This is a genomic window from Candidatus Pantoea communis, assembly GCF_011752685.1.
Lineage (GTDB): Bacteria > Pseudomonadota > Gammaproteobacteria > Enterobacterales > Enterobacteriaceae > Pantoea > Pantoea communis.
Genome location: NZ_VWXC01000027.1, coordinates 1 through 22,887, shown reverse-complemented (window position 1 = coordinate 22,887; position 22,887 = coordinate 1). Strand labels below are relative to the sequence as shown.

The following is a 22,887-nucleotide window of genomic DNA, read 5'->3' as shown; positions in this document are numbered from 1 at the left end:
GGAGCATTCACATGAAATCACTCTCTGCTCTGCGTCCGGACGGCACCAATATTGGCCTGATGCTGCTGATTGCGCTGGCGCTGGCAATCTTCACCTTCATGCTGCCGGGCCGCTTTATGACCGACTCGACCTTTATGAGTATGGCGTTCCAGCTGCCGGAACTGGGCTTGCTGACGCTGGCAATGTTTATCGCCATCCTCAGCGGTGGCCTGAACCTGGCGATTATCGCTACCGCTAACCTGACCGCACTGTTTATCGCCTGGACGCTGATGAGCGCCCTGCCCGCCGATGCCGGCACCGGTCAGCAACTGCTGTGGCTGTTTATCGCCATCGTCGGCGCAATGCTGATTGCTGCCTTTATCGGTGTCATCACCGGTGTGATGGTGACGCGAATTGGTGCTCACCCGATTCTGGTGACGCTGGCGACCATGATGACGCTGAACGGCATCGGCATCTGGCTGACCAAAGGTGCCGCTGTCAGCGGCATGCCATCGGTGGTGCAGGCACTCGGTTCCAACACGCTGTTGGGTATGCCGCTGCCACTGTGGGTGTTCCTGATTGCCGCTGCGCTGCTGGCGTTGTTCCTGGGTAAAACCCGCGCCGGTAAATGCATCTACATGGGCGGCAGCAACATTAATGCCACCTGGTTCAGCGGCATCAACACGCATCGCATGGTGGTGCTGGTGTACGTCATCTCCAGCCTGCTGTGCGTGTTAGCCGGATTGATCATGATGGCGCGCTTTAACTCAGCGCGTATGGGTTACGGCGATGCGTATCTGCTGCTGACCGTGCTGGCGATTATTCTCGGCGGCACCGACCCGAACGGTGGCTTCGGCCGCGTCACCGGTGTGGTACTGGCGCTGATTGCCCTGCAAGTGCTCTCTACCGGTTTCAACCTGATGAACATCAGCCAGCACGTAAGCCTGGCGATGTGGGGCGCAGTGCTGATTGTGGTACTGGCCTTCAAACAATTCAAAGCCCGTTTTAATGAACATCGTGCCGTCAAGCTGAGCAAGCTCGCTGCGGCCCTTAATCCTCTGACCGAAAAAAAGGAAGTCTAATGCGTATTCAAGTCTCCCCGTCGTTGATGTGTATGAATCTGATGGAGATCAAGCACCAGCTGGAAGTGCTGGACTCCCGCGCAGACTTCCTCCATATCGATATCATGGACGGTCACTACGTTAAGAACATCACGCTGTCGCCGTTCTTTATTGAGCAGATTCGTCCACACACCAAAGTGGCGCTGGATGTGCATTTGATGGTGGAACACCCGACCGACTTCATTGAAGTGATTGCCAAAGCGGGTGCCGACTACATCTGCCCACATGCAGAAACCATCAACCGCGATGCGTTCCGCGTGATCAACCTGATTCGCAGCTTTGGCAAGAAAGTCGGCGTGGTGCTGAACCCGGCCACACCAGTATCGTTTATCCATCACTATATTCATCTGCTGGACAAAATCACCGTGATGACCGTGGATCCTGGCTATGCCGGACAGCCATTCATCCCGGAAATGGTCGCCAAAGTGCAGGAGCTGAAAGCCCTGAAGCAGCAGCATGGGCACAAATATCTGATTGAGATCGATGGTTCCTGCAATACGCGCACTTACAACACGCTGGTTGGAGCAGGTGCAGAAGTGCTGATTGTCGGTACCTCGGGCCTGTTTAACATCCATGACGATCTGGCAACGGCCTGGGACATGATGCGTGACAGCATTGATGAAGCTCAGGGCCTGGCGAAGGTATCCGCATGATTCCACGCTGGCTGGGCATCGACATTGGCGGCACCGGCACACGTCTGCAGCTGATGGAAGAGGGACGCATCTGGTCCAGCTTCCGCAAGGTGCCGACGGCCAGCTGGGCGCAGCAGCCCGACGCATTGACGGCACTCGGGCAGTTAATTAGTGACACACTGGAGCAGCAACCGGTGAGCGGCGTGATGCTGGGATTGCCGGGCATTCTCAGCCGCGATCGTCAGCAGGTGATTTCGCTGCCGTTTATTCAGGCGCTGGATCATCAGCCTGTGGCGGCGATCCTCACCGAACGTCTTGGCGTGCCAGTGGCGATGGATAAAGATGTTAACCATCTGATGATGTGGGATTTAATGCAGCTGGAACAGTTGCCGGATATCGCGGTAGGTTTGTATCCCGGTACCGGTATGGGCAACAGCTTGTGGATCAATGGTCGCTTTTACCACGGCCAGCACGGCGGCGCGGGTGAATTGGGCCATGTGCCGATTGCCGGTAACGATCTACCCTGCCCGTGCGGCAACCGGGGTTGTGCGGAGACGGTGACTTCGGGCAATTGGTTGAGTCACTGGGCTAAGGCTCACGTGCCGAATACCGATATGTCGGCGCTGTTTACGCAACATGGCGACCATCCGGAGTTGCAGGCATTTGTTTATCGTTTGGCGCAGCTGATTGCCACCGAAATGAACATCCTCGATCCCGAATACCTGATTCTGGGTGGCGGAGTGCTGGCGATGGCGGACTTCCCGCTGGCGCAGTTACGCAGTCAGATTCAGCAGCATCTGCGTCCACCGGCCACGCGTGACAATTTGAAGATCGTGTTTAGTCAATCCACCGATCACACCGGCTGTCGCGGTGCCTGTTTAGCCGCCGAACGCCTGTTCAGGAGTGCATGATGAAAGGAAAAGTGTGTGTGTTTGGCTCGTTCAACCTCGACGTCGTCGCGGTGATGAACCGTTTCCCGATGCCGGGTGAATCACTGACTGCGCACAACAGCATGATGGGACCGGGCGGCAAAGGCGCAAACCAGGCCACGGCGGCGCTGCGTGCCGGGGCGCGCGTGCACTATATCGGCAAGGTCGGTAATGATGATTTTGGCACTTTCGCCCGTCGTCACCTCGAAAAAACCGGCTTTGATGCGATTACGCTGTTTACCTGTAAAGAGAAGCCTACCGGCAACGCACTGATTTATGTGGCCGGGGATGATGCTGAGAACATGATTTCGGTGTTCCCAGGCGCGAACACCACGGTGACGGCGGCGGAAGTGTCGCGCTGTCAGCCTACGGTAGCCGCAGCGGATATCTTGTTGGTGCAGCTAGAGAACAACCTGAATGCCATTCAGCGCATGATTGATAATGCGCGTGCGGGTGGCACCTTTGTGATTTTAAACCCGGCGCCGTGGCAAAAAGTGAGTGATGCACTGCTGGCGAAGGTGGATTTACTGACGCCCAATAGCACCGAAGCGATGCAGATTACCGGCGTAAAGGTGACGGATTTTGCCAGTGCGCAGAAAGCCGCAGAAGTGATGCACCGCAAAGGCGCGCGTCAGGTGATTATTACCCTGGGGATGGCGGGCGCCCTGTTGTCCAATGCGGAACAGCAGCCGCTGCGCATTCCGCTGTTCCCGGCACAACCGCTGGATACCACCGGCGCGGGCGATGCGTTTAACGGTGCGCTGGCAGCGCGTTTAGCGTCTGGCGATGAACTGCCACAGGCGGCCCTGTTCGCTTCGGCGTTTGCTTCGTTGTGTGTGGAACGTTCTGGTGCGGCTAATTCAATGCCGTCGTACGCCGAAGCGCTGGCGCGTATGCAGGCACATCCGGAGTGCGTGCCCGAGCCGTTGGAAGTGATGGCTTGAATGACTGTGGGCGGCCATAAAAGTCGCCCTTAGTGATGCACCGGTCAGGCTTTTAACCAACCTGCAATCTGCGCATATTGCAGCAGCATAATCGCTTTACCGTCGAGGATGCGGCCATCTTTCACCATCGCCAGCGCTTGCGGGAAAGGCAACTCCAGCACGGTAATCTCTTCATCTTCTACGCCACCACCGGCATTGGCGCGCATTGCATCGCTATACTCTGCCGCGAAGAAATGGACGATTTCTGTTACGCCACCCGGTGACATGTAGGCTTCAAACAGCTTCTCGACCTTGCCGACCTCATAACCGGTCTCTTCGATGGCTTCTTTGCGGATGCAATCTTCCGGCGTGTCGTTATCCAGCAGCCCCGCGCAGGTCTCAATCAATTCACCGCTGGCATTACCGTTAACGTAAGTCGCAATGCGGAACTGACGAATCAGCAGCACGGTATTTTTATCGCGGTTATAAAGCAGGATGGTGGCGCCGTTGCCGCGATCATAGACTTCGCGTTTGTGGCGGATGACTTCGCCGTTGCTACGGGTCAGTTCGTAGGTGAAGTTACGCAGGATAAAGTAATTATCTGACAGTAACTTATCTTTAATGATGTTGATCTTTAACGACATGGCCGCTCCACCGCTTAATGAGGGAGCCTGAGATAATAGGCGTTAGCGGCGGGGAAAACTATCTGAATCCGTGCGGTCAATGCGCAATGATGGGCGAGAACGGTCGCGCAATACGTTGCGCCGCTACGACAGGGTGCAGGGAAAACTATCTGAATTCGTGCGGCCAGTGCGCAATGAAGGGCGAGAACGGTCGCGCAATACGTTGCGCCGCTACGACAAGGTGCAGAGAGAAGTAGCGGCGCGATTTATCGCGCGAATGGATGACAATGCGAAAATCAAAAACCGTTCTTCTGCTCGCTCATATCCGGCAGGTGATGCGCAATTCCTTTGTGGCAATCAATACAGGTTTGCCCATCCTCCACCGCTTTGCTGTGCATTTTTGCTGCCACCGTCTTCTGCGCGGTGAAATCCATATACTCGAAGTTGTGGCAGTTTCGGCACTCCTGCGAATTATTGTTCTTCATCCTGCGCCACTCATTCTGTGCCAGCTCGATACGCGTCTCTTCAAACTTCTGCGGTGTGTCGATCAGGCCGAAGATCTTGGCGTACACCTCTTTGCTGGCTTGCAATTTGCGCAGCATTTTCGGACCCCATTCGTGCGGCACATGGCAATCCGGGCAGGTTGCACGCACGCCGCTGCGGTTGTTGTAGTGCACCGTCTGCATATACTCCTGATACACGTTGTTGCGCATCTCATGGCAGCCAATGCAGAACTGCTCGCGGTTGGTCATCTCCATTGCGGTATTAAAACCGCCCCAGAAAATAATCCCACCGGCAAAACCCAAAATCAGCAGCGTGCCGAGTGCTAAGCGGCTGGGGCGTCGCCACCAGCGCCAGATGCGTAATAATCTCTGTTTCATTGATAACCTCACTGCCCAAAGCCGTTAGCCGGTTTAAAGGTGTTCTCCACCACCGGTTTAGCATCGGTTTGCGGGACGTGGCACTGCAAACAGAAGTAGCGGCGCGGCGATACCGTGCTGCTCACCAGGCCATCACGATCGGTAAAGTGTGTTGGGCTCACGCGCGGTGCGCCGGTGGTCAGGTAACTTTGCGTGCCGTGGCACTGCAGGCAGCGGTTGACGTTTTTCGTCACCTGGTAGCCATCGACGCTGTGCGGGATCACCGGCGGCTGATTCACGTAGTTCAGCGGTTTGCGGCTCTGCTCTTTAGGCTGATGGATCGTGCCCTGCTGCGTGGCCGTGACTTCCGGAGATTGTGTGAGATCCACGCCATGACCCGCGTAAACCACGCCGCCCAGCGTCAGGGCGGCAACGGTGATAAGAGTAAATAAGGGTTTCATTGCATCCTGCCTTAAATTTTGACCAGCTTAACGGCGCATTTTTTGTAATCGGTCTGCTTCGATAGCGGATCGGTGGCATCCAGCGTGACGTTGTTGGCCAACACGCCAGCATCAAAGAACGGCATAAACACCAGCCCTTTTGGCGGTTGATTACGTCCGCGCGTTTCGACCGTGGCGACGGTTTCGCCACGGCGTGATACCACGCGGACCTTCTCGCCACGGCGGAAACCGCGATCTTTGGCGTCCAGCGGATGGATATACAGCAGCGCCTGCGGCACGGCACGATGCAGCTCCGGCACACGACGCGTCATGGTGCCGGTGTGCCAGTGTTCCAGCACGCGGCCGGTACAGAACCACATATCGTACTCGGCGTCCGGTGCTTCAGCGGGCGGCTCATACGGCAGGGCAAAAATGGTGGCTTTGCCATCTGGTTTGCCATAGAAACGCACGCCCTCGCCCGCTTTGACGTAGCTGTCAAAGCCTTCGCGGTAGCGCCAGCGCGTCTCTTTGCCATTCACCACCGGCCAGCGTAATCCGCGCGCTTCATGATAGGCATCGAATGGCGCCAGATCGTGACCGTGTCCGCGACCAAAACTGGCATACTCTTCAAACAGACCTTTTTGGATGTAGAAGCCAAAATCGCGCGCCTCGTCGTTCAGTCGATCATCGGCCACTTCGCTCAACGGGAATTGATTAACCTGGCCGTTGGCGTACAGCACGTCATACAAGGTTTTATCCCGCAGCTCTGGCTGTTGGGCAGTCAATGCTTCCGGCCAGACTTCCGCCACGCGGAAACGCTTAGCGAAATTCACCATCTGCCACAGATCCGATTTGGCCTCACCCGGTGCTTTCACCTGTTGATGCCAGAACTGGGTACGACGCTCGGCGTTGCCGTAAGCGCCCTCTTTCTCCACCCACATTGCCGTCGGCAGGATTAAGTCCGCACACAAAGCACTAACGGTGGGATAAGGATCGGACACCACGATAAAGTTGCGTGCATCACGCCAGCCCGGCATGCGCTCCTGTGTCAGGTTCGGTCCCGCCTGCATGTTGTTGTTACACATCACCCAGTAGGCATTGAGCTTGCCATCTTTCAGCGCGCGATCCTGAGCGACCGCATGCAGGCCGATTTTGGCGGGAATGGTACCCTGCGGCAGCTTCCACAGTTTCTCAGCCGTCGCACGGTGCTTATCGTTATTCACCACCATGTCTGCGGGCAGGCGATGCGAGAAGGTGCCGACTTCACGTGCGGTTCCGCACGCGGAGGGTTGCCCGGTGAGCGAGAAGGGACCGGTGCCGGGGCGCGAGATTTTTCCGGTCAGCAGATGGATGTTGTAGCACAGGTTATTGGCCCACACGCCGCGCGTATGCTGATTAAAGCCCATGGTCCAGTAGGAGACCACGTTGATGTTTGGGTCGGCATAGAGTTCGGCCAGCGCAATCAGCTGATCCTGCTCTACACCGCTCATCTCACTGGCTTTCTCTACCGTGTATTCGGCAACGAATTTGGCGTACTCGTCGAAGCTGATCGGTGTCGATTCGCCGCTATCCGGGTTTTTCGCTGAGGCCTGACGCGGATCGCTTGGGCGTAATCCATAACCAATATCCGTGACGCCTTTACGCAGCGTGACGTGATTCTGCAGGAAGGCTTTATCGACTTTGTTGTTCTGAATGATGTAGTTGGCGATGAAGTTAAGAATCGCCAAATCGCTTTGCGGCGTAAACACCATGCCGTTATCAGCCAGTTCAAAACTGCGATGACGGTAGGTAGAGAGCACGGCGACTTTAACATTGTCATCGCTCAGGCGACGGGCCGTCAGGCGTGACCAGAGAATCGGATGCATCTCGGCCATGTTCGAACCCCACAGCACAAAGGCATCGGCCACTTCGATGTCATCGTAGCAGCCCATCGGTTCATCCATGCCGAAGGTACGCATAAAGCCCACCACCGCCGAGGCCATGCAGTGGCGCGCGTTAGGATCGAGATTGTTGGTGCGGAAACCGGCTTTCATCAATTTAGAGGCGGCATACCCTTCCCATACCGTCCATTGACCGGAACCGAACATGCCGATGGATTCAGGCCCGTTGGCTTTTAGCGCCGCTTTGAACTTCTGTTCCATGATGTCGAAGGCCTGATCCCAACTCACCGGGGTAAACTCGCCTTCTTTGTCGTAGTGGCCATCGGTCATGCGCAGCAACGGCTGCGTCAGGCGGTCTTTTCCGTACATGATCTTGGGCAGGAAATAACCTTTGATGCAGTTCAACCCACGGTTCACTTCCGCCTGCGGATCGCCCTGTGAGGCCACCACGCGTCCCTCCTGGGTGCCCACCAGCACGCCACAGCCGGTGCCACAAAAACGACACGGCGCCTTTTCCCAGCGGATCGGGGCGCCCAGTGCGGTCACGGCTTTGGTGACGCTGGGAATCGTAAGTCCTGCGGCCACTGCCGCCGCTGCGGCCGCATTGGCCTTCATAAATTCTCGACGACTGACTTTCATGATGCTTCCTTGTGACGATATTCCGTTTCGTCTTGCTGGTGATACACCAGAGAAACGGCCAATACATGCGGGATATTGCGGGTGGCTTCGATGTTATTCAGCAAGGCGCGACTATCAGCAGCACCCAGGGTCACGGCCAGCGTGCCGCGTGCGCTGTCTTCGGCGGCGATTTCGCAATCAGAAAGCAACAGCAATGCCTGCTTTACCGCCGGGATGGCGTGAGATCGCGCCTGGATGACCAGACCGCATACGTGCCAACAGCTTTCAGGGAGAATGGAGTGCGTCATGCGCTCACCTCGTTTAGCCAGCTTGAGATGAGGCGTAAAATACCCTGAGCTTTTACAGGGCTATATCACCCGAAAGGTGTATATCCCGATGTGGGATCAAGGGAAGGACAATTGAAATGAAAACGGGGGCCAAAAGGCCCCCGTTGATGAGAATGGCTGCGATTAACGCGAGCTATCTTCCGCCAGCTTAGCTGCCCCATCATCCTGTTCGTCATGATGATGGTCGTGCTCTTTCATGGCTTCCGCATGCACGCGTTTGCGCACACCGAACCAGCCCAGCACCAGTACCACGGCAATCAGCGGGATGGATGCAATAGTGTAGGTACCGTTTGGATAATCAAACGCCATCAACACCAGCACGCTCACCAGGAACAGCAGCGTCAACCATGAGGTGAACGGTGCCCACGGCAGCTTGAAACTGACGTCTTCCGCTTTACCTTCTTTAATCGCTTTGCGCAGACGCATCTGGCACACCACGATAAAGCCCCAGGAAGAGATGATGCCCAATGAAGCCACGTTCAGTACGATCTCAAACACCTGCGATGGCACATAGTAGTTGAGCACCACACCAACCACGTACACCGCGATGGTAACGAGGATACCGGCGAACGGCACCTGCTGTTTGCTCATCTTCGACATGAACTGAGGCGCAGAACCGCCCATCGACATGGAGCGCAGAATACGACCGGTGGAGTACAAGCCCGAGTTGAGGCTCGACAACGCTGCGCTCAGCACCACGATGTTCATCACGCTACCAATGTAAGGCACGCCCAGTTTGGAGAAGAAGGTCACAAACGGACTCTGCCCTGCCTGATAGGCGTTCCACGGCAGCAGCAGTACCAGCAGCACCACCGAACCGACGTAGAAGAGACCAATACGCCAGATCACGCTGTTGATGGCTTTAGGCAGCATGGTTTTCGGGTCTTTACACTCCCCGGCCGCGGTGCCCACCAACTCAATCGAGGCGAAGGCAAATACCACCCCTTGCACCAACACCAGCGCCGGCAGCAAGCCGTGCGGGAAGAAACCGCCGTTGTCCGTGATCAGATGGAAGCCGGTGGTATTGCCGTCCAGCGGTTTACCGCTGCCCAGGAACACCACACCGACGATCAGGAACACCACGATCGCCAGCACTTTCACCAATGCGAACCAGAACTCCATTTCGGCGAACCACTTCACGCCGATCATGTTCATGGTACCGACAATCGCCAGTGCGCCAAGGGCAAATACCCACTGCGGCACATCACCAAACGCGCCCCAGTAGTGCATATACAACGCAACTGCGGTGATATCCACGATACCGGTCATCGCCCAGTTAACGAAGTACATCCAGCCTGCCACGTATGACGCTTTTTCCCCGAGGAATTCACGTGCATAAGAAACAAAGCTGCCGCTTGATGGGCGGTGTAATACCAGTTCGCCCAACGCACGAAGGATAAAGAAGGAGAAGATACCGCACACCAGATAGACCAGTGCCAGAGCAGGACCAGCCATCTGCAAGCGCGCGCCTGCACCAAGGAACAGGCCGGTACCGATGGCACCGCCAATGGCGATCATTTGTACCTGACGGTTACCCATTGCTTTGTGGTAACCGCTGTCGTGGGAATTGAGCCAGCGTCTTTTCGCAGCGCGTTGTTCGGCTGCGGTTTTTTTAGTTGAATTCATAGCTTTCCTGTTTGTCCTGACCATCAATCATCGCCTGACCAATCGTTTGCGTGCGGCGGTGCGAAATGGGGTAAAACCCGCTACCGATACGGCGGAACGATGTCGCGCGGTGAGCCGGGAATTTACGGCGATGAATCCTACCCGTTCTGCATGAACGAAGCAAAAAATACCGTTTGGTTGCACGAGTTGATTTGTAAGAATCGGTCGCGGTGCACAAAAAAACCGGCCAGTGAATGGCCGGTAAAGGGGTGGCTACAGGGAAATACTACGGGAGGGGATTAACGGTAAATCTCTGCGGTGCCGCTCCACAGGCTGGAATCGCCTGGGTTTTGCACGCCTATGACGCGGTAATGGCTGGCGCCCATATCTTCCGCTTTCTGCGACAGCTGGCGGGTTGCATCATCGATGGAACCGCGAACGCCGCTGATGGAAACGGTACCGCTGCTTTGCAGGTTTTCCGCCTGCTCAGCACTTAAGGGTTGCGCGGCGAAGGCCGTGAAACTTGCGGTGGCAAGCAGTGCAGCAGTCAGAATGGCAATCGGTGTCTTCATCATTTGCTCCTGTTGTCGTCCGTTCATAAAAGTGATTACGCTGCAAATTATCAGCGAAGTAATGAAAAGCAGGCACAGCAGGCCGTAAAGCCGTTCAATAATTCGCCAGCTAACGAGATGCAATCCAGGGAAAGGTAAAGAGAAGTGGATTTCTCTGCTAAAAGTAACCTGATGTGACGATTTCCGGCTCGCTGTCCGCCAGACGCTGCCTTATAATCCCACGCTCTTATAAGGGTTTTATTGTGATAGTGAAACGTCCTGTTACCCGCACCATGGCCCGTGCCCTGAGCGCGATTGTGTTGTTATCGCTGCTCACCACCGGCCTGGCGCTGTTAACGCTCTCCAGCAGTTTGCGTGATGCCGAAGCGGTGAATGTCGCCGGCTCACTGCGCATGCAAATTTACCGCCTTGCCTGGGATACCACGCGCGATCCGCAGCAGTTGACGCAGCACATCCAAATCTATCAGCAAACCCTCAGCTCACCGGCTCTGCAGCATCTGGAGCGCCCATGGGTGCCGAAAGAAGTGGCCAGCCGCTATCGCTATCTGCGCGACAGCTGGCCGCAGTTACAGCTAACGCTGCAGCCCGAGCGCGCGCAGATCTATCAGCAGCGCGTTGCCAGTTACGTGAGTGAGATTGATCGCTTTGTGCTGGCACTGCAACATTACGCCGAACTGAAAATGCATCTGGTGGCGGCCAGTAGCCTGTTTGGTTTCCTGGCGATTGTGGCACTGGCGCTGTGGACCATCCGCTTTATCCGTCGCAATGTGGTACACCCGCTGGATTCGCTGGTTACCGCCAGCCAATACGTTGAGCAGGCGAATTTCAGCTTTCCACCGTTGTCCGTTTCTCAGACCACCGAATTGGGTGTACTGGCACAAGCTTTTACTCACATGGCTGAACGTCTGCACTCGCACTATCGCCTGCTTGAGCTGGCGGTGCGCAATAAAACGGAAGATCTGACGCAAGCCAACCGCACACTGAAATTACTCTATGAATGCTCGCAGGTCCTCACCAGTAGCCCACTTAATCCGGAATTGTTCCAGGGATTGCTGCGGCTGGTTCAACGTCGTGAGGCGTTAACCCTATTGAGCATCGCCAGCGACGGTATTGATTTTCAGGCCGGCGTGGCAGAGGACGGTCTCGAATGGCATCGTTTGCCGCTGCAACAAGAAGATCAGTCACTCGGCGAACTGTGCTGGCAAACACGGCGAGCGCCTCCTGCCGATGAACTGATGCAAAGCCTGGCCAATATGCTGGCGCGTTCGTTATGGATTTGGCAGACGCAAAAACAGTACCAGCAGATGCTATTAATAGAAGAGCGCTCCACCATCGCGCGTGAACTGCATGATTCGCTGGCGCAGTCGCTCTCCTTCCTGCGCATCCAGCTCACGTTGTTGCGCCGCAATGTCGATCACACCCAGCCCCAGGCACAATCGATTATTGCCGAGTTTGATCGCGCCCTGGCCGAGGCCTATCAGCAACTGCGCGAGTTACTGACGACCTTTCGTCTGACTATCGAACAGGCAGATTTAGTGCAGGCGATGCAGGCAATGATCGCCCCGTTGCAGGAACAGTCTCACGCCGCGATCGCCTTCGATTACCAATCGGGCCTGCAAACGCTGGATGCGCAACAGCAGGTGCATGTGCTGCAGATTGCACGTGAAGCCCTGCTGAACGCCATTCGTCACGCACAGGCGCAGCAAATCCATATTTTTTATCAGCGCGATGAAGACGCATTCCATTTGCTGACGATTGAAGATGACGGTTGCGGCATCCGTAGCCTGGAAGAACCTCCAGGCCATTACGGTCTGACGATAATGGCGGAGCGCGCTGCCCGGCTTTCTGGCAGCTTACTGATTACTCCGCAGACGCGTGGCACGCGCGTTACGCTGCGTTTCCCACCGCGACCGGCACACCGGCTGGCTTAACGCGATACACTTATGTTGAATGGACTTTGACTGGAGAATTTATGGCCCCCTCTTCCCTGACTATTATGATCGTTGACGATCATCCGCTGATGCGTCGTGGCATCCGCCAACTGCTGGCACTGGAACCACGTCTGGAAGTGGTGGCCGAAGCCAACAACGGTACCGAAGCGCTGGCTGAAGCACGTCGCCTCTCGCCCGATGTGATATTGCTCGATCTGAACATGAAAGGCATGTCGGGTTTAGATACCCTGAAAGCCCTGCGCCACGAAGGGATCGCTTCGCGCATATTGGTGCTGACCGTTTCCGACGCACGCAATGATATTTACGCCATGGTCGATGCGGGAGCCGATGGTTATTTGCTGAAAGACAGTGAGCCGGAATTATTGCTGGCGCAGGTCATGCGCGGTGCAATGGGTGAGAATGTGTTTAGTGAAGTGGTGGCAGAATATCTGGCAACGCGCCAACCGAGCGCCAATCCTTTCAAACAACTCACCGAGCGTGAACTGGATGTGTTGCAGGAAGTGGCGCGCGGGTTATCCAATAAAGAGATTGCCGCCACCTTGCATATTTCCGAAGAAACGGTAAAAGTGCACATCCGCAATCTGCTGCGTAAACTGGACGTTCGTTCACGCGTCGCCGCCACGGTACTCTGGCTCGAGAGCCGCAATGTGTAGCAGCGCACAGAAAACCAGCACGACATTTACACTTTCTCCATAATTTATCCACGATTCTCTAATTTGCGCCGCGTACAGTAGGCAGCAGCAGGAGTTTTCGGGATAGCACCTTGCACTCCGCCGACGTGAAGCCGACTGCGCTTCACGTTTTACATAATAAAAGTAAAAAATACGCAGCTGAGGAGTGTCGGTTCCATGTCGAATTTTTTTATCGACCGCCCCATTTTTGCCTGGGTTTTGGCTATTTTGCTTTGTCTTTGCGGCACACTAGCGATCATCTCCCTGCCCATTGAGCAGTATCCCGATCTCGCACCGCCTAACGTGCGTATTACTGCCAATTATCCCGGTGCCTCTGCGGAAACGCTGGAGAACACCGTTACCCAGGTTATCGAACAGAACATGACCGGTATCGATAACCTGATGTATATGTCCTCAAACAGCAGTAACACGGGTCAGGCGCAAATCACCCTCACCTTTACCGCTGGCACCAATCCTGATGAAGCCCGCCAGCAGGTACAAAACCAGCTGCAATCCGCACTGCGTAAATTACCCGCCGCCGTTCAATCTCAGGGCGTCACGGTGAATAAAACCGGTGACAGCAATATCCTGATGATTGCGTTTGTCTCTACCGACGGAAGTATGGACAAACAGGATATTTCAGATTATGTCGCCAGTAACATTCAGGATCCGCTGAGCCGCATCGATGGTGTGGGTCAGGTTGATGCCTATGGTTCGCAATACGCGATGCGTATCTGGCTCGATCCTAACAAGCTGATTGCCTATGCGCTGACCACCGATGATGTGGTGACGGCGATTGAATCGCAGAACACCCAGGTGGCGGTCGGCCAGGTTGGCGGCTTGCCATCAGTGGATAAACAAGCGCTCAATGCCACCGTCAATGCTCAGTCGATGTTGCAAACCCCAGAGCAGTTCAAAGCCATCACGCTGAAAACCAACAGTGACGGCTCGGTAGTAACACTGGGCGATGTGGCTGACGTAGCGATGGGGGCGGAAAAATACGACTTCCTCAGCCGCTACAACGGTCAGGCGGCGTCCGGTCTCGGTATTAAGCTGGCGTCCGGTGCCAACGAAATGAACACCGATAAGCTGGTGCGTGCACGTGTGGAAGAGTTGTCGCACTACTTCCCGCACGGGCTGGAAGCCAAAATCGCCTACGAAACTACGCCGTTTGTGAAAGCCTCGATCACCGACGTGGTGAAAACGCTGCTGGAAGCGATTCTGCTGGTGTTCCTGGTGATGTATCTGTTCCTGCAGAACTTCCGCGCCACGCTGATTCCGACCATTGCCGTACCGGTGGTGCTGCTCGGCACCTTCGCGGTGCTGTATGCCTGCGGATTCAGTATCAACACGCTCACCATGTTCGCCATGGTGCTCGCCATCGGCCTGCTGGTGGATGACGCCATCGTGGTGGTGGAGAACGTTGAACGCATCATGAGTGAGGAAGGACTTTCACCGCGCGCCGCCACGCGAAAATCGATGGGACAGATCCAGGGGGCGCTGGTGGGCATTGCGCTGGTGCTGTCGGCGGTATTCGTACCGATGGCCTTCTTCGGCGGCACCGTGGGCGCTATCTATCGCCAGTTCTCGATCACCATCGTGTCGGCGATGGTGTTGTCGGTGTTGGTGGCGATGATTCTAACGCCAGCCCTGTGCTCGACGCTGCTCAAACCCCTTGAACAAGGCCATCATCATGGACGTCGCGGCTTCTTTGGCTGGTTTAACCGCAACTTTAATGCCAGCGCGGAACGCTACGAACGCGGAGTCGCGCGTATCTTGATGAAGGGCGGGCGCTGGCTGGTGCTCTATCTCGGCATCATCGGCGTAATGGCGTTTCTGTTTATCAAGCTGCCGACCTCGTTCCTGCCGCTGGAAGACCGGGGCGTATTCCTGACGCAGGTGCAGCTGCCGCCGGGCGCGACCTTGCAGCAGACCTCCAACGTGGTGGCGAAAGTTGAAAACTATTACATGACCGCCGAGAAAGACAACGTGCTGTCGGTGTTCTCAACCATCGGCGCCGGTCCGGGTGGTAACGGCCAAAACGTGGCGCGCCTGTTTGTACGCCTGAAAAACTGGGAAGAGCGTCCAGGCAGCGATCGTACCTCATTCGCCATCATCGATCGCGCCACCAAAGCCTTCCATAAAATCAAAGAGGGCCGCGTGATCGCCAGCAGCCCACCGGCGATTACCGGCATGGGCAGCTCCTCCGGTTTTGATATGGAATTGCAGGATCACGGCGGCATTGGTCATACCCAGTTGATGGCAATGCGTGACAAGCTGCTGGAGTTGGCTGACAGCAATCCGGCCCTGTCTCGCGTGCGTCACAACGGTCTGGATGACAGCCCGCAGCTGCAAATTGATGTCGATCAGCGCAAAGCGCAGGCGCTGGGCGTTTCGCTCGACACCATCAATGACACGCTGACCACCGCATGGGGCTCAACCTATGTGAATGACTTCCTCGATCGTGGCCGCGTGAAGAAAGTGTATGTGCAGGCCGCAGCGGAATTCCGCATGCTGCCAGGCGATATTAACAAATGGTACGTTCGCAATAGTAGCGGCACTATGGTGCCCTTCTCCGCCTTCGCCACCAGCCGTTGGGAAACCGGTTCGCCGCGTCTGGAACGTTACAACGGCTACTCATCGCTGGAGATTGTCGGCGAGGCAGCCAATGGCGTCAGTAGCGGCACCGCGATGGATGTGATGGAGAAACTGGTGGGGCAACTGCCGTTAGGCGTTGGCTTCCAGTGGACCGGTGCCTCTTATCAGGAGCGCCTCTCTGGTTCACAGGCGCCGGCGCTGTATGCGATTTCGCTGCTGGTGGTATTCCTGTGTCTGGCCGCACTGTATGAGAGCTGGTCGATTCCGTTCTCGGTGATGCTGGTGGTGCCGCTTGGCGTGGTGGGTGCGCTGGTGGCAACCTGGATGCGCGGACTCGAGAACGACGTGTACTTCCAGGTGGGCTTGCTCACCGTGATTGGCTTGTCGGCGAAGAACGCCATCCTGATCGTAGAATTTGCTAATGAGATCAACAGCAAAGGACGCGAGCTGATGGAGGCGACGCTGGAGGCTTCACGTCAGCGTCTGCGCCCGATTCTGATGACGTCGCTGGCCTTTATCTTCGGCGTGCTGCCGATGGCGATCAGCAGCGGGGCGGGTTCCGGCAGCCAGCATGCGGTCGGAACGGGCGTCATGGGCGGCATGATCTCCGCGACGATATTAGCGATTTTCTTCGTGCCGCTGTTCTTTGTGCTGGTGCGTCGTCGCTTCCCGTTAAAAGAGAAGTCACACGATTAAAGCCTAAAATAAAACGGGGCCGCGATATTCGCAGCCCCGTTGTTATTTGGATTGAATTACAGCAAGTTGGGAGTGCCCTGCTTTTCTCTTCGCGATTACTTACTACGTAACATCGCTTCAATAAATTCTTTCCAGTTCCCCAATTCGGTGTCGACCATCATACCCTCTCTTATTGTAGTGGTGATTCTACGCCGATTTTTTCTACAGGTGAATACGTTTCCACCACTCAAGACTATCGGCAAAAGCGCAAAAAACCTTCAATTTGTCGAAAATGCGTACTGACGCACATTTCAGCAAGCCGTTAACACCACAGGGAAAAATCACCTGCGTTTTCGGGTAGCACATTTTTTCGATTAGGATAATTATTAGGAGACTGATGATGCCACCAGGAACTATTCAGGACGTTAATGAAAACGTTTACTGGACCTAATTAATAGAATTGATAACGCAGAAATTATCATTAAAAAACAAATAAAACGCAGCGCCTGATGGCTCAGAGGTCACAGCCAGCAGAGCGCTATGGTAAACTCGCGCTTTATTTTTCACAGGATGGGAACAGGCGATGACAGCGCAGTGGGTGATGTACGGAATTAAAAATTGCGACACCATAAAAAAAGCACGCAACTATTTAGCAGAATCCGGCACCGACTATCGTTTTCACGATTATCGCGTGGATGGCATCGATGACGCGCTACTGCAATCGTTTATCGATCAGCTTGGCTATGAAGTGCTGCTCAATACGCGCGGTACCACCTGGCGTAATCTGCCAGAAGCGGAGCGTGCAGCAGTGACCGATGCGGCCAGCGCGAAAGCCGTGATGCTCGCCCAGCCTGCCATTATCAAACGTCCGGTATTGTCTGCCCCTAACGGTGACTTGCTGGTCGGTTTCAAAGATTCCCTTTATCACGCGTTTATCCAGGAGAAGTCATAACATGTTCTGTCCGGTCATTGAGCTGGCTCAGCAGCTAATTCGTCGTCCGTCACTGAGTCCGGATGATGCCGGTTGTCAGGCGCTGTTAGTGGCACGTCTGGAAGCGATTGGCTTTACGGTCGAACAGATGCACATCGGCGATACCCTGAACTTCTGGGCCACACGTGGTCAGGGCGAAACCCTGGCGTTTGCCGGTCACACCGATGTGGTGCCGCCGGGTGATGCCAATCGCTGGATCAGCCCGCCGTTTGAGCCTTCGATTCGTGATGGCATGCTGTTTGGTCGGGGCGCTGCGGACATGAAAGGATCGCTGGCGGCGATGGTGGTGGCCGCAGAACGTTTTGTCGCGGCTAATCCGCAACATAAAGGACGTCTGGCATTTCTGATCACTTCCGATGAAGAAGCCAGCGCGGTTAACGGCACGGTGAAAGTGGTTGAGCGTTTGATGGCGCGCAACGAGCGCATGGATTACTGCCTGGTGGGCGAGCCTTCCAGTACCGAAATCGTTGGCGATGTGGTGAAAAACGGTCGTCGCGGTTCGATGACCGCCAATCTCACCCTCCACGGTGTGCAGGGCCACGTGGCCTATCCGCATCTGGCCGATAACCCGGTGCATCGCGCGATGCCAGCACTGAATGAGCTGGTGGCCACCGAATGGGATCAGGGCAACGAATTCTTCCCGCCCACCAGCATGCAGATTGCCAACGTGCAGGCCGGCACCGGCAGTAATAACGTGATCCCCGGTGAATTTTTCGTGCAGTTCAACTTCCGCTTCAGCACCGAACTCACCGATCAGATGATCAAAGAGCGTGTTGCTGCCCTGCTGGATCGCCATCAGTTGCGTTACACGCTGGAGTGGAATGTTTCCGGTCAGCCGTTCCTGACCTCGCGCGGCAAACTGGTTGATGCCGTGGTAAATGCTGTCGCGCACTATAATGAAATTGAGCCACAGTTACTGACCACAGGCGGCACCTCAGACGGACGCTTTATCGCGCGGATGGGTGCGCAGGTCGTGGAACTGGGCCCGGTGAATGCCACCATTCATAAAATCAATGAGTGCGTGAAAGCGTCAGATTTGCAGATGCTGAGTCGTATGTACCAGCGCATCATGGAACAGCTGATCGCTTAAGTAAGCACGCTAAAGGAGCAATGGGATGGAATTCTTTAAAGAGTACTGGTGGATCTTAGTGATCCTGCTGATGGTCGGTATTTTAATGAACGTTTATAAAGACTTAAAACGTATCGATCACAAAAAGTTTATGGATAATAAACCGGATTTACCACCGCATCGCGACTTTAACGATAAATGGGACGATGACGACGACTGGCCGAAGAAAAAATAATTGCGGTTAATCTCCTCCCTGTAAACGTAGCGGCGTGATGCGCCGCGCATCTAATAGCGAAGTCGCTATAGAATTGCGCGATTAATCTCGCCGTTACGTTAAGAGCAACCCTCGCTGTTCAACCATCACATCATCATGATGACATCATCATCGCCCGGTTTAGCCCCGCTGAGCGCCTCGTCGAAGTAGCGACGCGGAATGGTATAACGCAGATGATTCAACGCCAGTTGCATGCTGCGATCATCAATAGCATGCGGCAAATCGTCCACCACATCCAGCGTCACATCCCCACCCAGTGCGGTTAACCGTTGCATTGCGGCTTCGGCATGCTCCAGCGGGATCTGATCATCATAATCACCGTGGATCAGATGAATGGTATTACGAGAGCTGACGCGCTCCGGCAGCGTGCTGTAACGACCGCTAAACACAATCGCGCGTCCTGCCAGATCGGCATGGGCTTTGACGCCTTCCAGTACCATGGTGCCGCCCTGCGAAAAGCCAACCAGCGCGGTAGCTTCCGGCCGGACACCCGATGCCTGCTGCCAGTGACGTACCGATTCCACAAACATCGGCATCACGGCATTCACGCCCTGCTGTTCCGAGCGATCATGCGCGGGAATATCCGCAAACCATTGGCGACCCTGTGGCTCACTAGCCGGATAGGGCGCACCGACCGATACAACGAACGCCTCCGGAAACGCTTTGGCGAACCAGTTGCCGACTTGCGCCATCGAATCAGGGTTGTCATTTACGCCGTGATACAGCAAAAACAGCTGCGCAGCGTGTGTCGGTTGCTGAACAATTACATATCGTAGTGCCATAAGATCCTCCTCAAATCACTATACGCCGCTGAGGCGGGAGTGATATTGGGAAAATTTGAACGAGATAATGGATTTATTGCAACGATGCCAACTGCTGCTGCCACTGTTCCGCCCGGCTGGTATTGCACTGAATTAATGCCTCAGCCGTCTCCTGGCGTAAGCGTTGCACCAAAGCTTTACGACCACTGAGACCTGCTTGCTGTGTTGCAGCGCTAAGAGGTTGTTTTTGCACAAGGATGGCTTCGAGTATCGGTTGTGGTGATGCGCGCACCAGGCGCTGCAACGCGGCATAGCTCGCCTCATAAGGCCGTTGCGCCCAGGCAAATCCTGCCAGTAGCGGCCAGTCATCCTCGCTCAGTGTCTGAGAGTGATCGGTCGTCTTGAAGGGAACATCAATAATGTCACGCAACCACACCGCGTCACGCGCAAATCGCTGTGCCGCCTGCTGCTGCAGTTGTTCTCCGGCGGGCGTTAGGGCACGTATCGCCATCGCCGCATAGCAGCCACTGCTGGCTTCACGCTGTGAGCCAATGCGTACCAGAGTAAAGCCACAGCGCTGCCAGAACTGCCAGAGCGATTCGGTATAGCCAAAACTCACCGAAAGGAAATCGCATCCTTCCGCCTGCTGCTGTGCCATGGCCACCAACGCGCTGCCAATACCGCGCTGTCGTTGTGCGGCTAACACGGCAATGCGACTGATACGCTGCGAGCGCAAGGTGGCGGCTTCGGCGAATCCCGCATGGGCTGCCAGTGACTGTGCGACCAGATTGCCGCGTGGACGGCGCAACCCCGCCCAGACGGCATCAGCCAGTGATTTGTCTAACCCCCCCTCCTCCACCAGCCACAGAGCGCCGACAATATTTTCCGGTGCTCCTGCCAGCCAGAAACGCATGCCCGGCGCATCCAGCATGCGGCGGAGATCCAGAGGAGAAGTGCGGTAGTGTGCGCTCGCCAGCAAACGATAGCCCGCTTCCAGCGCGCCTTGCTCTGACGTGGCCGGGAAAATCGTTATCTCGCCGCCATCTTCGCTTTCTATCGCATCCTCAAACAACAGCGCCTGGCTTAGCCACTGCTCCAGTGGATCGTGCGCTGACCAGCGCAGTGGTTCATCAAGCTGGAAATAACGCACCTGTGGCAGGGTGGCGCAGAAGCGCAGCATAAAGCCGCGCCCGGTGCCTTCGTAACCCTGCACGGTGGTGATCATCAGCACACGGGGGAAACGCTGCACTAGCTGCTGCAACAACGGTGCTGGAATGGCGGCCGCTTCATCAACAATCAGCCACTGTGCTGACGGCTCAGCATCCATCGCGAGAATGGCATCTGGCGCCATAAAATGAAAATGTTCACCGGCAAACGCTGCTAACACCTCAGTGGAAACCTTGGCCGGAGCCGTCACCAGGCAGTGCTGATTATGCTTCGCCAGCATCCCCGCCAGCGCCGATTTGCCCCGTCCACGTGCAGCCGTAATCACCGCCACGCCGGAGGGCATCTTAAGCAGCTGTTGCAGGATCTGCTCCTGCTGCTGTGGTGCCTGACAGTGCCAATCGGGTAAGTCCAGTAAGGCAGGTGTACGCGCAGGCTGGTGTGGGTGCAGTAATTCGGGTGCGCGCTCAGGTTGATGCTGATGCAGTAATTCAGATGCGCGCTCAGGTTGATGCTGATGCAGTAATCCGGATGCGCGCGCAGGCTGGTGTGGGTGCAGCAATTCGGGTGCGCGCTCATGCTCATGCTGGTACTGATGCTGATGCTGATGCTGATGCTGCAACATGACCTGCGGATCCTGTTCAATCAGCTGCTGCAGATGGTGAATAAAATGAGGCGTGGCGATAGGTTCAGCGACATCGGCCCAGCGCAGGCTGTCGCAGTCCGGTTGTGTGGCCCAGTCTTGCCATGGCGGCGTCAGTAACAACAACCAGCTTCCCGCACGCAACGTGCCCGCCAACGCCGCAAAGGCCTCCGCATGGAAACCGCTGCGCGCATCGAAAATCGCGTGCTGGAATTCACGACCCAGCAGCGTACGCAGGGCTGCAGGCGCCACGCGCTGGGGGAAATCATCGCTGTCGCTCAGCGTCAGCCAGTCGCCGGACAGCGCTACACGCCACTCCATTGCCTGCTGCGGTGCCCAGTCAGCGTCACCGGCGATCACACACAAGCGACGAATACCCGCTCGCTGCATCGCGGCGGTGATATCAACTAACGACATCAGTTGGCTGCGAAGGTGTTGCAGTCGCCCGGGTTTCCGCTGTCAAAACCGCGTTTGAACCAGGTATAGCGCTGTTGTGAAGTGCCGTGTGTGAAGCTATCCGGCACCACGCGGCCCTGGCTTTTCTGCTGCAATCGGTCATCACCAATCGCTTCTGCGGTATCCAGCGCTTTCTTGAGGTCGCCCACTTCCAGCATATTTTGCTGCTGCACATAATGGCCCCACACGCCGGCAAAGCAGTCTGCCTGCAACTCCATTTTCACCGACAGCTGATTGGCCTGTGTCTGAGTGGCACCCTGCTGCATCTGACGCACTTTAGGCTCGATGCCCAGCAGCTTCTGGATGTGGTGGCCGACTTCATGCGCAATCACATATCCCTGCGCAAAGTCACCCCCTGCACCCAGCTTGGTTTTCATATCATCGTAAAACGACAGATCGATATAGACGGTTTGATCCGCCGGACAGTAAAACGGCCCCATCGCCGACTGGCCAGTGCCGCAGCTGGTTGAGGTGTAGTTGCGGTACATCACCAGCTTAGGTGGCACATACTGTTTGCCCATTTTCTGGAACAACGTGCCCCAGGTCTCTTCGGTGGTGGCGAGAATCACCTTAGTGAATTTGGCATCCTCATTATCCTGCGCAGAGTTCACCGGGCGCTGTTGCTGTTGTGTCACCGGCGTGCCGCCTTCCAGCAGCGCGGTGAGGTCGTAACCGTAATAACCCGCCACGGCCACCACAATCAGCAGAATGATGCCGCCCTTGCCGCGTGGAATGCGGATTTGCCGACCGCCGCCGCCCAATCCGGGTGAATCATTGCGACGATCTTCTACATTGTCGCTTTCACGACGACCTTGCCAGCGCATGGCTCGCTCCTGTTAAAAGGTTTTGCATGATTTTAGTTGGCGGCATCGCTAATCACCAGCGTTGCGGCGTTAGCGTCGCGAGATTGAGAGAAAGGAGGCGTATTAGATAACGTGCAGGCAGGGTAGAAACAGAAAAGGCCGTCACCGATGACGTAATGCTTGTCAGTTAAGATCTTAATGGAGGCCGCAACGGATAACGTTGTGGCCTCTTTTTTACCGCCCTTGGGTAATGCCGCACTCTTCTTTCCGGCAGCACCAGCCCTGGAGCCATCGCCATTAT

General features: G+C 55.8%; 22 protein-coding genes. 10 read left to right on the top strand and 12 right to left on the bottom strand.

Going from position 1 to position 22,887, the window contains the following annotated elements:
- Positions 1–11: 11 nt before the first annotated feature.
- The 4 genes from F3J37_RS24800 to F3J37_RS24785 are packed head-to-tail and all read left to right on the top strand — an operon-like array spanning position 12 to position 3,605.
- Entirely contained in the window at positions 12–1,061 is a 1,050-nt protein-coding gene (locus tag F3J37_RS24800) for an ABC transporter permease (RefSeq protein ID WP_058959087.1), read from the top strand.
- Positions 1,061–1,753, top strand: a complete 693-nt coding sequence (alsE, locus tag F3J37_RS24795) for a D-allulose 6-phosphate 3-epimerase (protein WP_038645526.1) — start codon at positions 1,061–1,063, stop codon at positions 1,751–1,753. The genes F3J37_RS24800 and alsE overlap by 1 nt, the downstream gene beginning before the upstream one ends.
- Complete coding sequence (alsK, locus tag F3J37_RS24790) at positions 1,750–2,643, top strand: allose kinase (protein WP_166936373.1); 894 nt, start codon at positions 1,750–1,752, stop codon at positions 2,641–2,643. Before alsE ends, alsK begins: the two co-directional genes overlap by 4 nt.
- Positions 2,643–3,605 carry a ribokinase gene (locus F3J37_RS24785; protein ID WP_034825823.1) on the top strand — a complete coding sequence of 321 codons (963 nt, stop codon included), beginning with the start codon at positions 2,643–2,645 and terminating at the stop codon, positions 3,603–3,605. The genes alsK and F3J37_RS24785 overlap by 1 nt, the downstream gene beginning before the upstream one ends.
- A 44-nt stretch (positions 3,606–3,649) precedes the next feature.
- Here the strand turns inward: F3J37_RS24785 and nudK are convergent, their stop codons facing one another.
- The 7 genes from nudK to F3J37_RS24750 all read right to left on the bottom strand — a co-directional run bounded on the left by nudK (position 3,650) and on the right by F3J37_RS24750 (position 10,529).
- Complete coding sequence (gene nudK, locus F3J37_RS24780; protein WP_097118572.1) at positions 3,650–4,228, bottom strand: GDP-mannose pyrophosphatase NudK; 579 nt, start codon at positions 4,226–4,228, stop codon at positions 3,650–3,652.
- Between the two features lie 275 nt (positions 4,229–4,503).
- Positions 4,504–5,088 (bottom strand): cytochrome c-type protein NapC, encoded by a 585-nt coding sequence (gene napC / locus F3J37_RS24775; RefSeq protein ID WP_034825804.1) that lies wholly within the window; start codon positions 5,086–5,088, stop codon positions 4,504–4,506.
- 8 nt (positions 5,089–5,096) lie between these two features.
- Complete coding sequence (gene napB / locus F3J37_RS24770) at positions 5,097–5,528, bottom strand: nitrate reductase cytochrome c-type subunit (protein WP_045814877.1); 432 nt, start codon at positions 5,526–5,528, stop codon at positions 5,097–5,099.
- An 11-nt stretch (positions 5,529–5,539) separates the two neighbouring features.
- The gene (napA, locus tag F3J37_RS24765; protein WP_166936371.1) at positions 5,540–8,026 is read right to left on the bottom strand and encodes a nitrate reductase catalytic subunit NapA; all 2,487 of its coding nucleotides are present in this window, start codon (positions 8,024–8,026) and stop codon (positions 5,540–5,542) included.
- Positions 8,023–8,313 carry a chaperone NapD gene (locus tag F3J37_RS24760; RefSeq protein WP_166936369.1) on the bottom strand — a complete coding sequence of 97 codons (291 nt, stop codon included), beginning with the start codon at positions 8,311–8,313 and terminating at the stop codon, positions 8,023–8,025. Before F3J37_RS24760 ends, napA begins: the two co-directional genes overlap by 4 nt.
- A 162-nt stretch (positions 8,314–8,475) precedes the next feature.
- Positions 8,476–9,978 carry an L-asparagine permease gene (ansP, locus tag F3J37_RS24755; protein ID WP_097118576.1) on the bottom strand — a complete coding sequence of 501 codons (1,503 nt, stop codon included), beginning with the start codon at positions 9,976–9,978 and terminating at the stop codon, positions 8,476–8,478.
- A gap of 278 nt (positions 9,979–10,256) precedes the next feature.
- On the bottom strand, positions 10,257–10,529 hold the full coding sequence (locus F3J37_RS24750) for a YdgH/BhsA/McbA-like domain containing protein (RefSeq protein ID WP_058959094.1): 273 nt from the start codon (positions 10,527–10,529) through the stop codon (positions 10,257–10,259).
- Between the two features lie 242 nt (positions 10,530–10,771).
- Here F3J37_RS24750 and narQ point away from each other — a divergent pair, with 242 nt between their 5' ends.
- From narQ to acrD, 3 genes are all read left to right on the top strand, one after another.
- The gene (gene narQ, locus F3J37_RS24745) at positions 10,772–12,460 is read left to right on the top strand and encodes a nitrate/nitrite two-component system sensor histidine kinase NarQ (RefSeq protein ID WP_166936367.1); all 1,689 of its coding nucleotides are present in this window, start codon (positions 10,772–10,774) and stop codon (positions 12,458–12,460) included.
- Between the two features lie 41 nt (positions 12,461–12,501).
- Positions 12,502–13,134, top strand: a complete 633-nt coding sequence (locus F3J37_RS24740; protein WP_058959096.1) for a response regulator — start codon at positions 12,502–12,504, stop codon at positions 13,132–13,134.
- A gap of 195 nt (positions 13,135–13,329) precedes the next feature.
- Positions 13,330–16,446, top strand: a complete 3,117-nt coding sequence (gene acrD / locus F3J37_RS24735) for a multidrug efflux RND transporter permease AcrD (RefSeq protein WP_034825785.1) — start codon at positions 13,330–13,332, stop codon at positions 16,444–16,446.
- A 95-nt stretch (positions 16,447–16,541) separates the two neighbouring features.
- Here the strand turns inward: acrD and ypfM are convergent, their stop codons facing one another.
- Complete coding sequence (gene ypfM / locus F3J37_RS28535) at positions 16,542–16,604, bottom strand: protein YpfM (protein WP_141399026.1); 63 nt, start codon at positions 16,602–16,604, stop codon at positions 16,542–16,544.
- 404 nt (positions 16,605–17,008) lie between these two features.
- Here ypfM and F3J37_RS24725 point away from each other — a divergent pair, with 404 nt between their 5' ends.
- From F3J37_RS24725 to F3J37_RS24715, 3 genes are read left to right on the top strand one after another with little or no spacing between them, the layout of a single operon-like run.
- The gene (locus tag F3J37_RS24725) at positions 17,009–17,377 is read left to right on the top strand and encodes an ArsC family reductase (RefSeq protein ID WP_034825783.1); all 369 of its coding nucleotides are present in this window, start codon (positions 17,009–17,011) and stop codon (positions 17,375–17,377) included.
- Position 17,378: 1 nt separating this feature from the next.
- On the top strand, positions 17,379–18,506 hold the full coding sequence (dapE, locus tag F3J37_RS24720; RefSeq protein WP_166936365.1) for a succinyl-diaminopimelate desuccinylase: 1,128 nt from the start codon (positions 17,379–17,381) through the stop codon (positions 18,504–18,506).
- Between the two features lie 25 nt (positions 18,507–18,531).
- On the top strand, positions 18,532–18,720 hold the full coding sequence (locus F3J37_RS24715) for a YpfN family protein (protein ID WP_034825779.1): 189 nt from the start codon (positions 18,532–18,534) through the stop codon (positions 18,718–18,720).
- A 125-nt stretch (positions 18,721–18,845) separates the two neighbouring features.
- Here F3J37_RS24715 and ypfH read toward each other — a convergent pair whose 3' ends face one another.
- From ypfH to F3J37_RS24690, 4 genes are all read right to left on the bottom strand, one after another.
- Entirely contained in the window at positions 18,846–19,541 is a 696-nt protein-coding gene (ypfH, locus tag F3J37_RS24710) for an esterase (RefSeq protein WP_166936363.1), read from the bottom strand.
- Positions 19,542–19,614: 73 nt separating this feature from the next.
- On the bottom strand, positions 19,615–21,744 hold the full coding sequence (locus F3J37_RS24705; protein WP_240154170.1) for a tRNA(Met) cytidine acetyltransferase TmcA: 2,130 nt from the start codon (positions 21,742–21,744) through the stop codon (positions 19,615–19,617).
- Positions 21,744–22,607, bottom strand: coding sequence for a KPN_02809 family neutral zinc metallopeptidase (ypfJ, locus tag F3J37_RS24695; RefSeq protein WP_058959102.1), 864 nt, complete (start codon positions 22,605–22,607; stop codon positions 21,744–21,746). Before ypfJ ends, F3J37_RS24705 begins: the two co-directional genes overlap by 1 nt.
- Positions 22,608–22,639: 32 nt before the next feature.
- On the bottom strand, positions 22,640–22,887 hold a 248-nt coding region (locus tag F3J37_RS24690), incomplete at its 5' end, for a hypothetical protein (protein WP_166936361.1).

Bases quoted from the DNA above. Each gene is read 5' to 3' on its own strand.
- alsE (WP_038645526.1), top strand. From the start codon at position 1,061: ATGCGTATTCAAGTCTCCCCGTCGTTGATGTGTATGAATCTGATGGAG.
- F3J37_RS24800 (WP_058959087.1), top strand. From the start codon at position 12: ATGAAATCACTCTCTGCTCTGCGTCCGGACGGCACCAATATTGGCCTG.
- napA (WP_166936371.1), bottom strand. From the start codon at position 8,026: ATGAAAGTCAGTCGTCGAGAATTTATGAAGGCCAATGCGGCCGCAGCG.
- F3J37_RS24785 (WP_034825823.1), top strand. From the start codon at position 2,643: ATGAAAGGAAAAGTGTGTGTGTTTGGCTCGTTCAACCTCGACGTCGTC.
- ansP (WP_097118576.1), bottom strand. From the start codon at position 9,978: ATGAATTCAACTAAAAAAACCGCAGCCGAACAACGCGCTGCGAAAAGA.
- ypfH (WP_166936363.1), bottom strand. From the start codon at position 19,541: ATGGCACTACGATATGTAATTGTTCAGCAACCGACACACGCTGCGCAG.
- F3J37_RS24725 (WP_034825783.1), top strand. From the start codon at position 17,009: ATGACAGCGCAGTGGGTGATGTACGGAATTAAAAATTGCGACACCATA.
- acrD (WP_034825785.1), top strand. From the start codon at position 13,330: ATGTCGAATTTTTTTATCGACCGCCCCATTTTTGCCTGGGTTTTGGCT.
- dapE (WP_166936365.1), top strand. From the start codon at position 17,379: ATGTTCTGTCCGGTCATTGAGCTGGCTCAGCAGCTAATTCGTCGTCCG.
- F3J37_RS24760 (WP_166936369.1), bottom strand. From the start codon at position 8,313: ATGACGCACTCCATTCTCCCTGAAAGCTGTTGGCACGTATGCGGTCTG.
- alsK (WP_166936373.1), top strand. From the start codon at position 1,750: ATGATTCCACGCTGGCTGGGCATCGACATTGGCGGCACCGGCACACGT.
- F3J37_RS24740 (WP_058959096.1), top strand. From the start codon at position 12,502: ATGGCCCCCTCTTCCCTGACTATTATGATCGTTGACGATCATCCGCTG.
- napC (WP_034825804.1), bottom strand. From the start codon at position 5,088: ATGAAACAGAGATTATTACGCATCTGGCGCTGGTGGCGACGCCCCAGC.
- F3J37_RS24750 (WP_058959094.1), bottom strand. From the start codon at position 10,529: ATGAAGACACCGATTGCCATTCTGACTGCTGCACTGCTTGCCACCGCA.
- nudK (WP_097118572.1), bottom strand. From the start codon at position 4,228: ATGTCGTTAAAGATCAACATCATTAAAGATAAGTTACTGTCAGATAAT.
- F3J37_RS24715 (WP_034825779.1), top strand. From the start codon at position 18,532: ATGGAATTCTTTAAAGAGTACTGGTGGATCTTAGTGATCCTGCTGATG.
- napB (WP_045814877.1), bottom strand. From the start codon at position 5,528: ATGAAACCCTTATTTACTCTTATCACCGTTGCCGCCCTGACGCTGGGC.
- ypfJ (WP_058959102.1), bottom strand. From the start codon at position 22,607: ATGCGCTGGCAAGGTCGTCGTGAAAGCGACAATGTAGAAGATCGTCGC.
- F3J37_RS24705 (WP_240154170.1), bottom strand. From the start codon at position 21,744: ATGTCGTTAGTTGATATCACCGCCGCGATGCAGCGAGCGGGTATTCGT.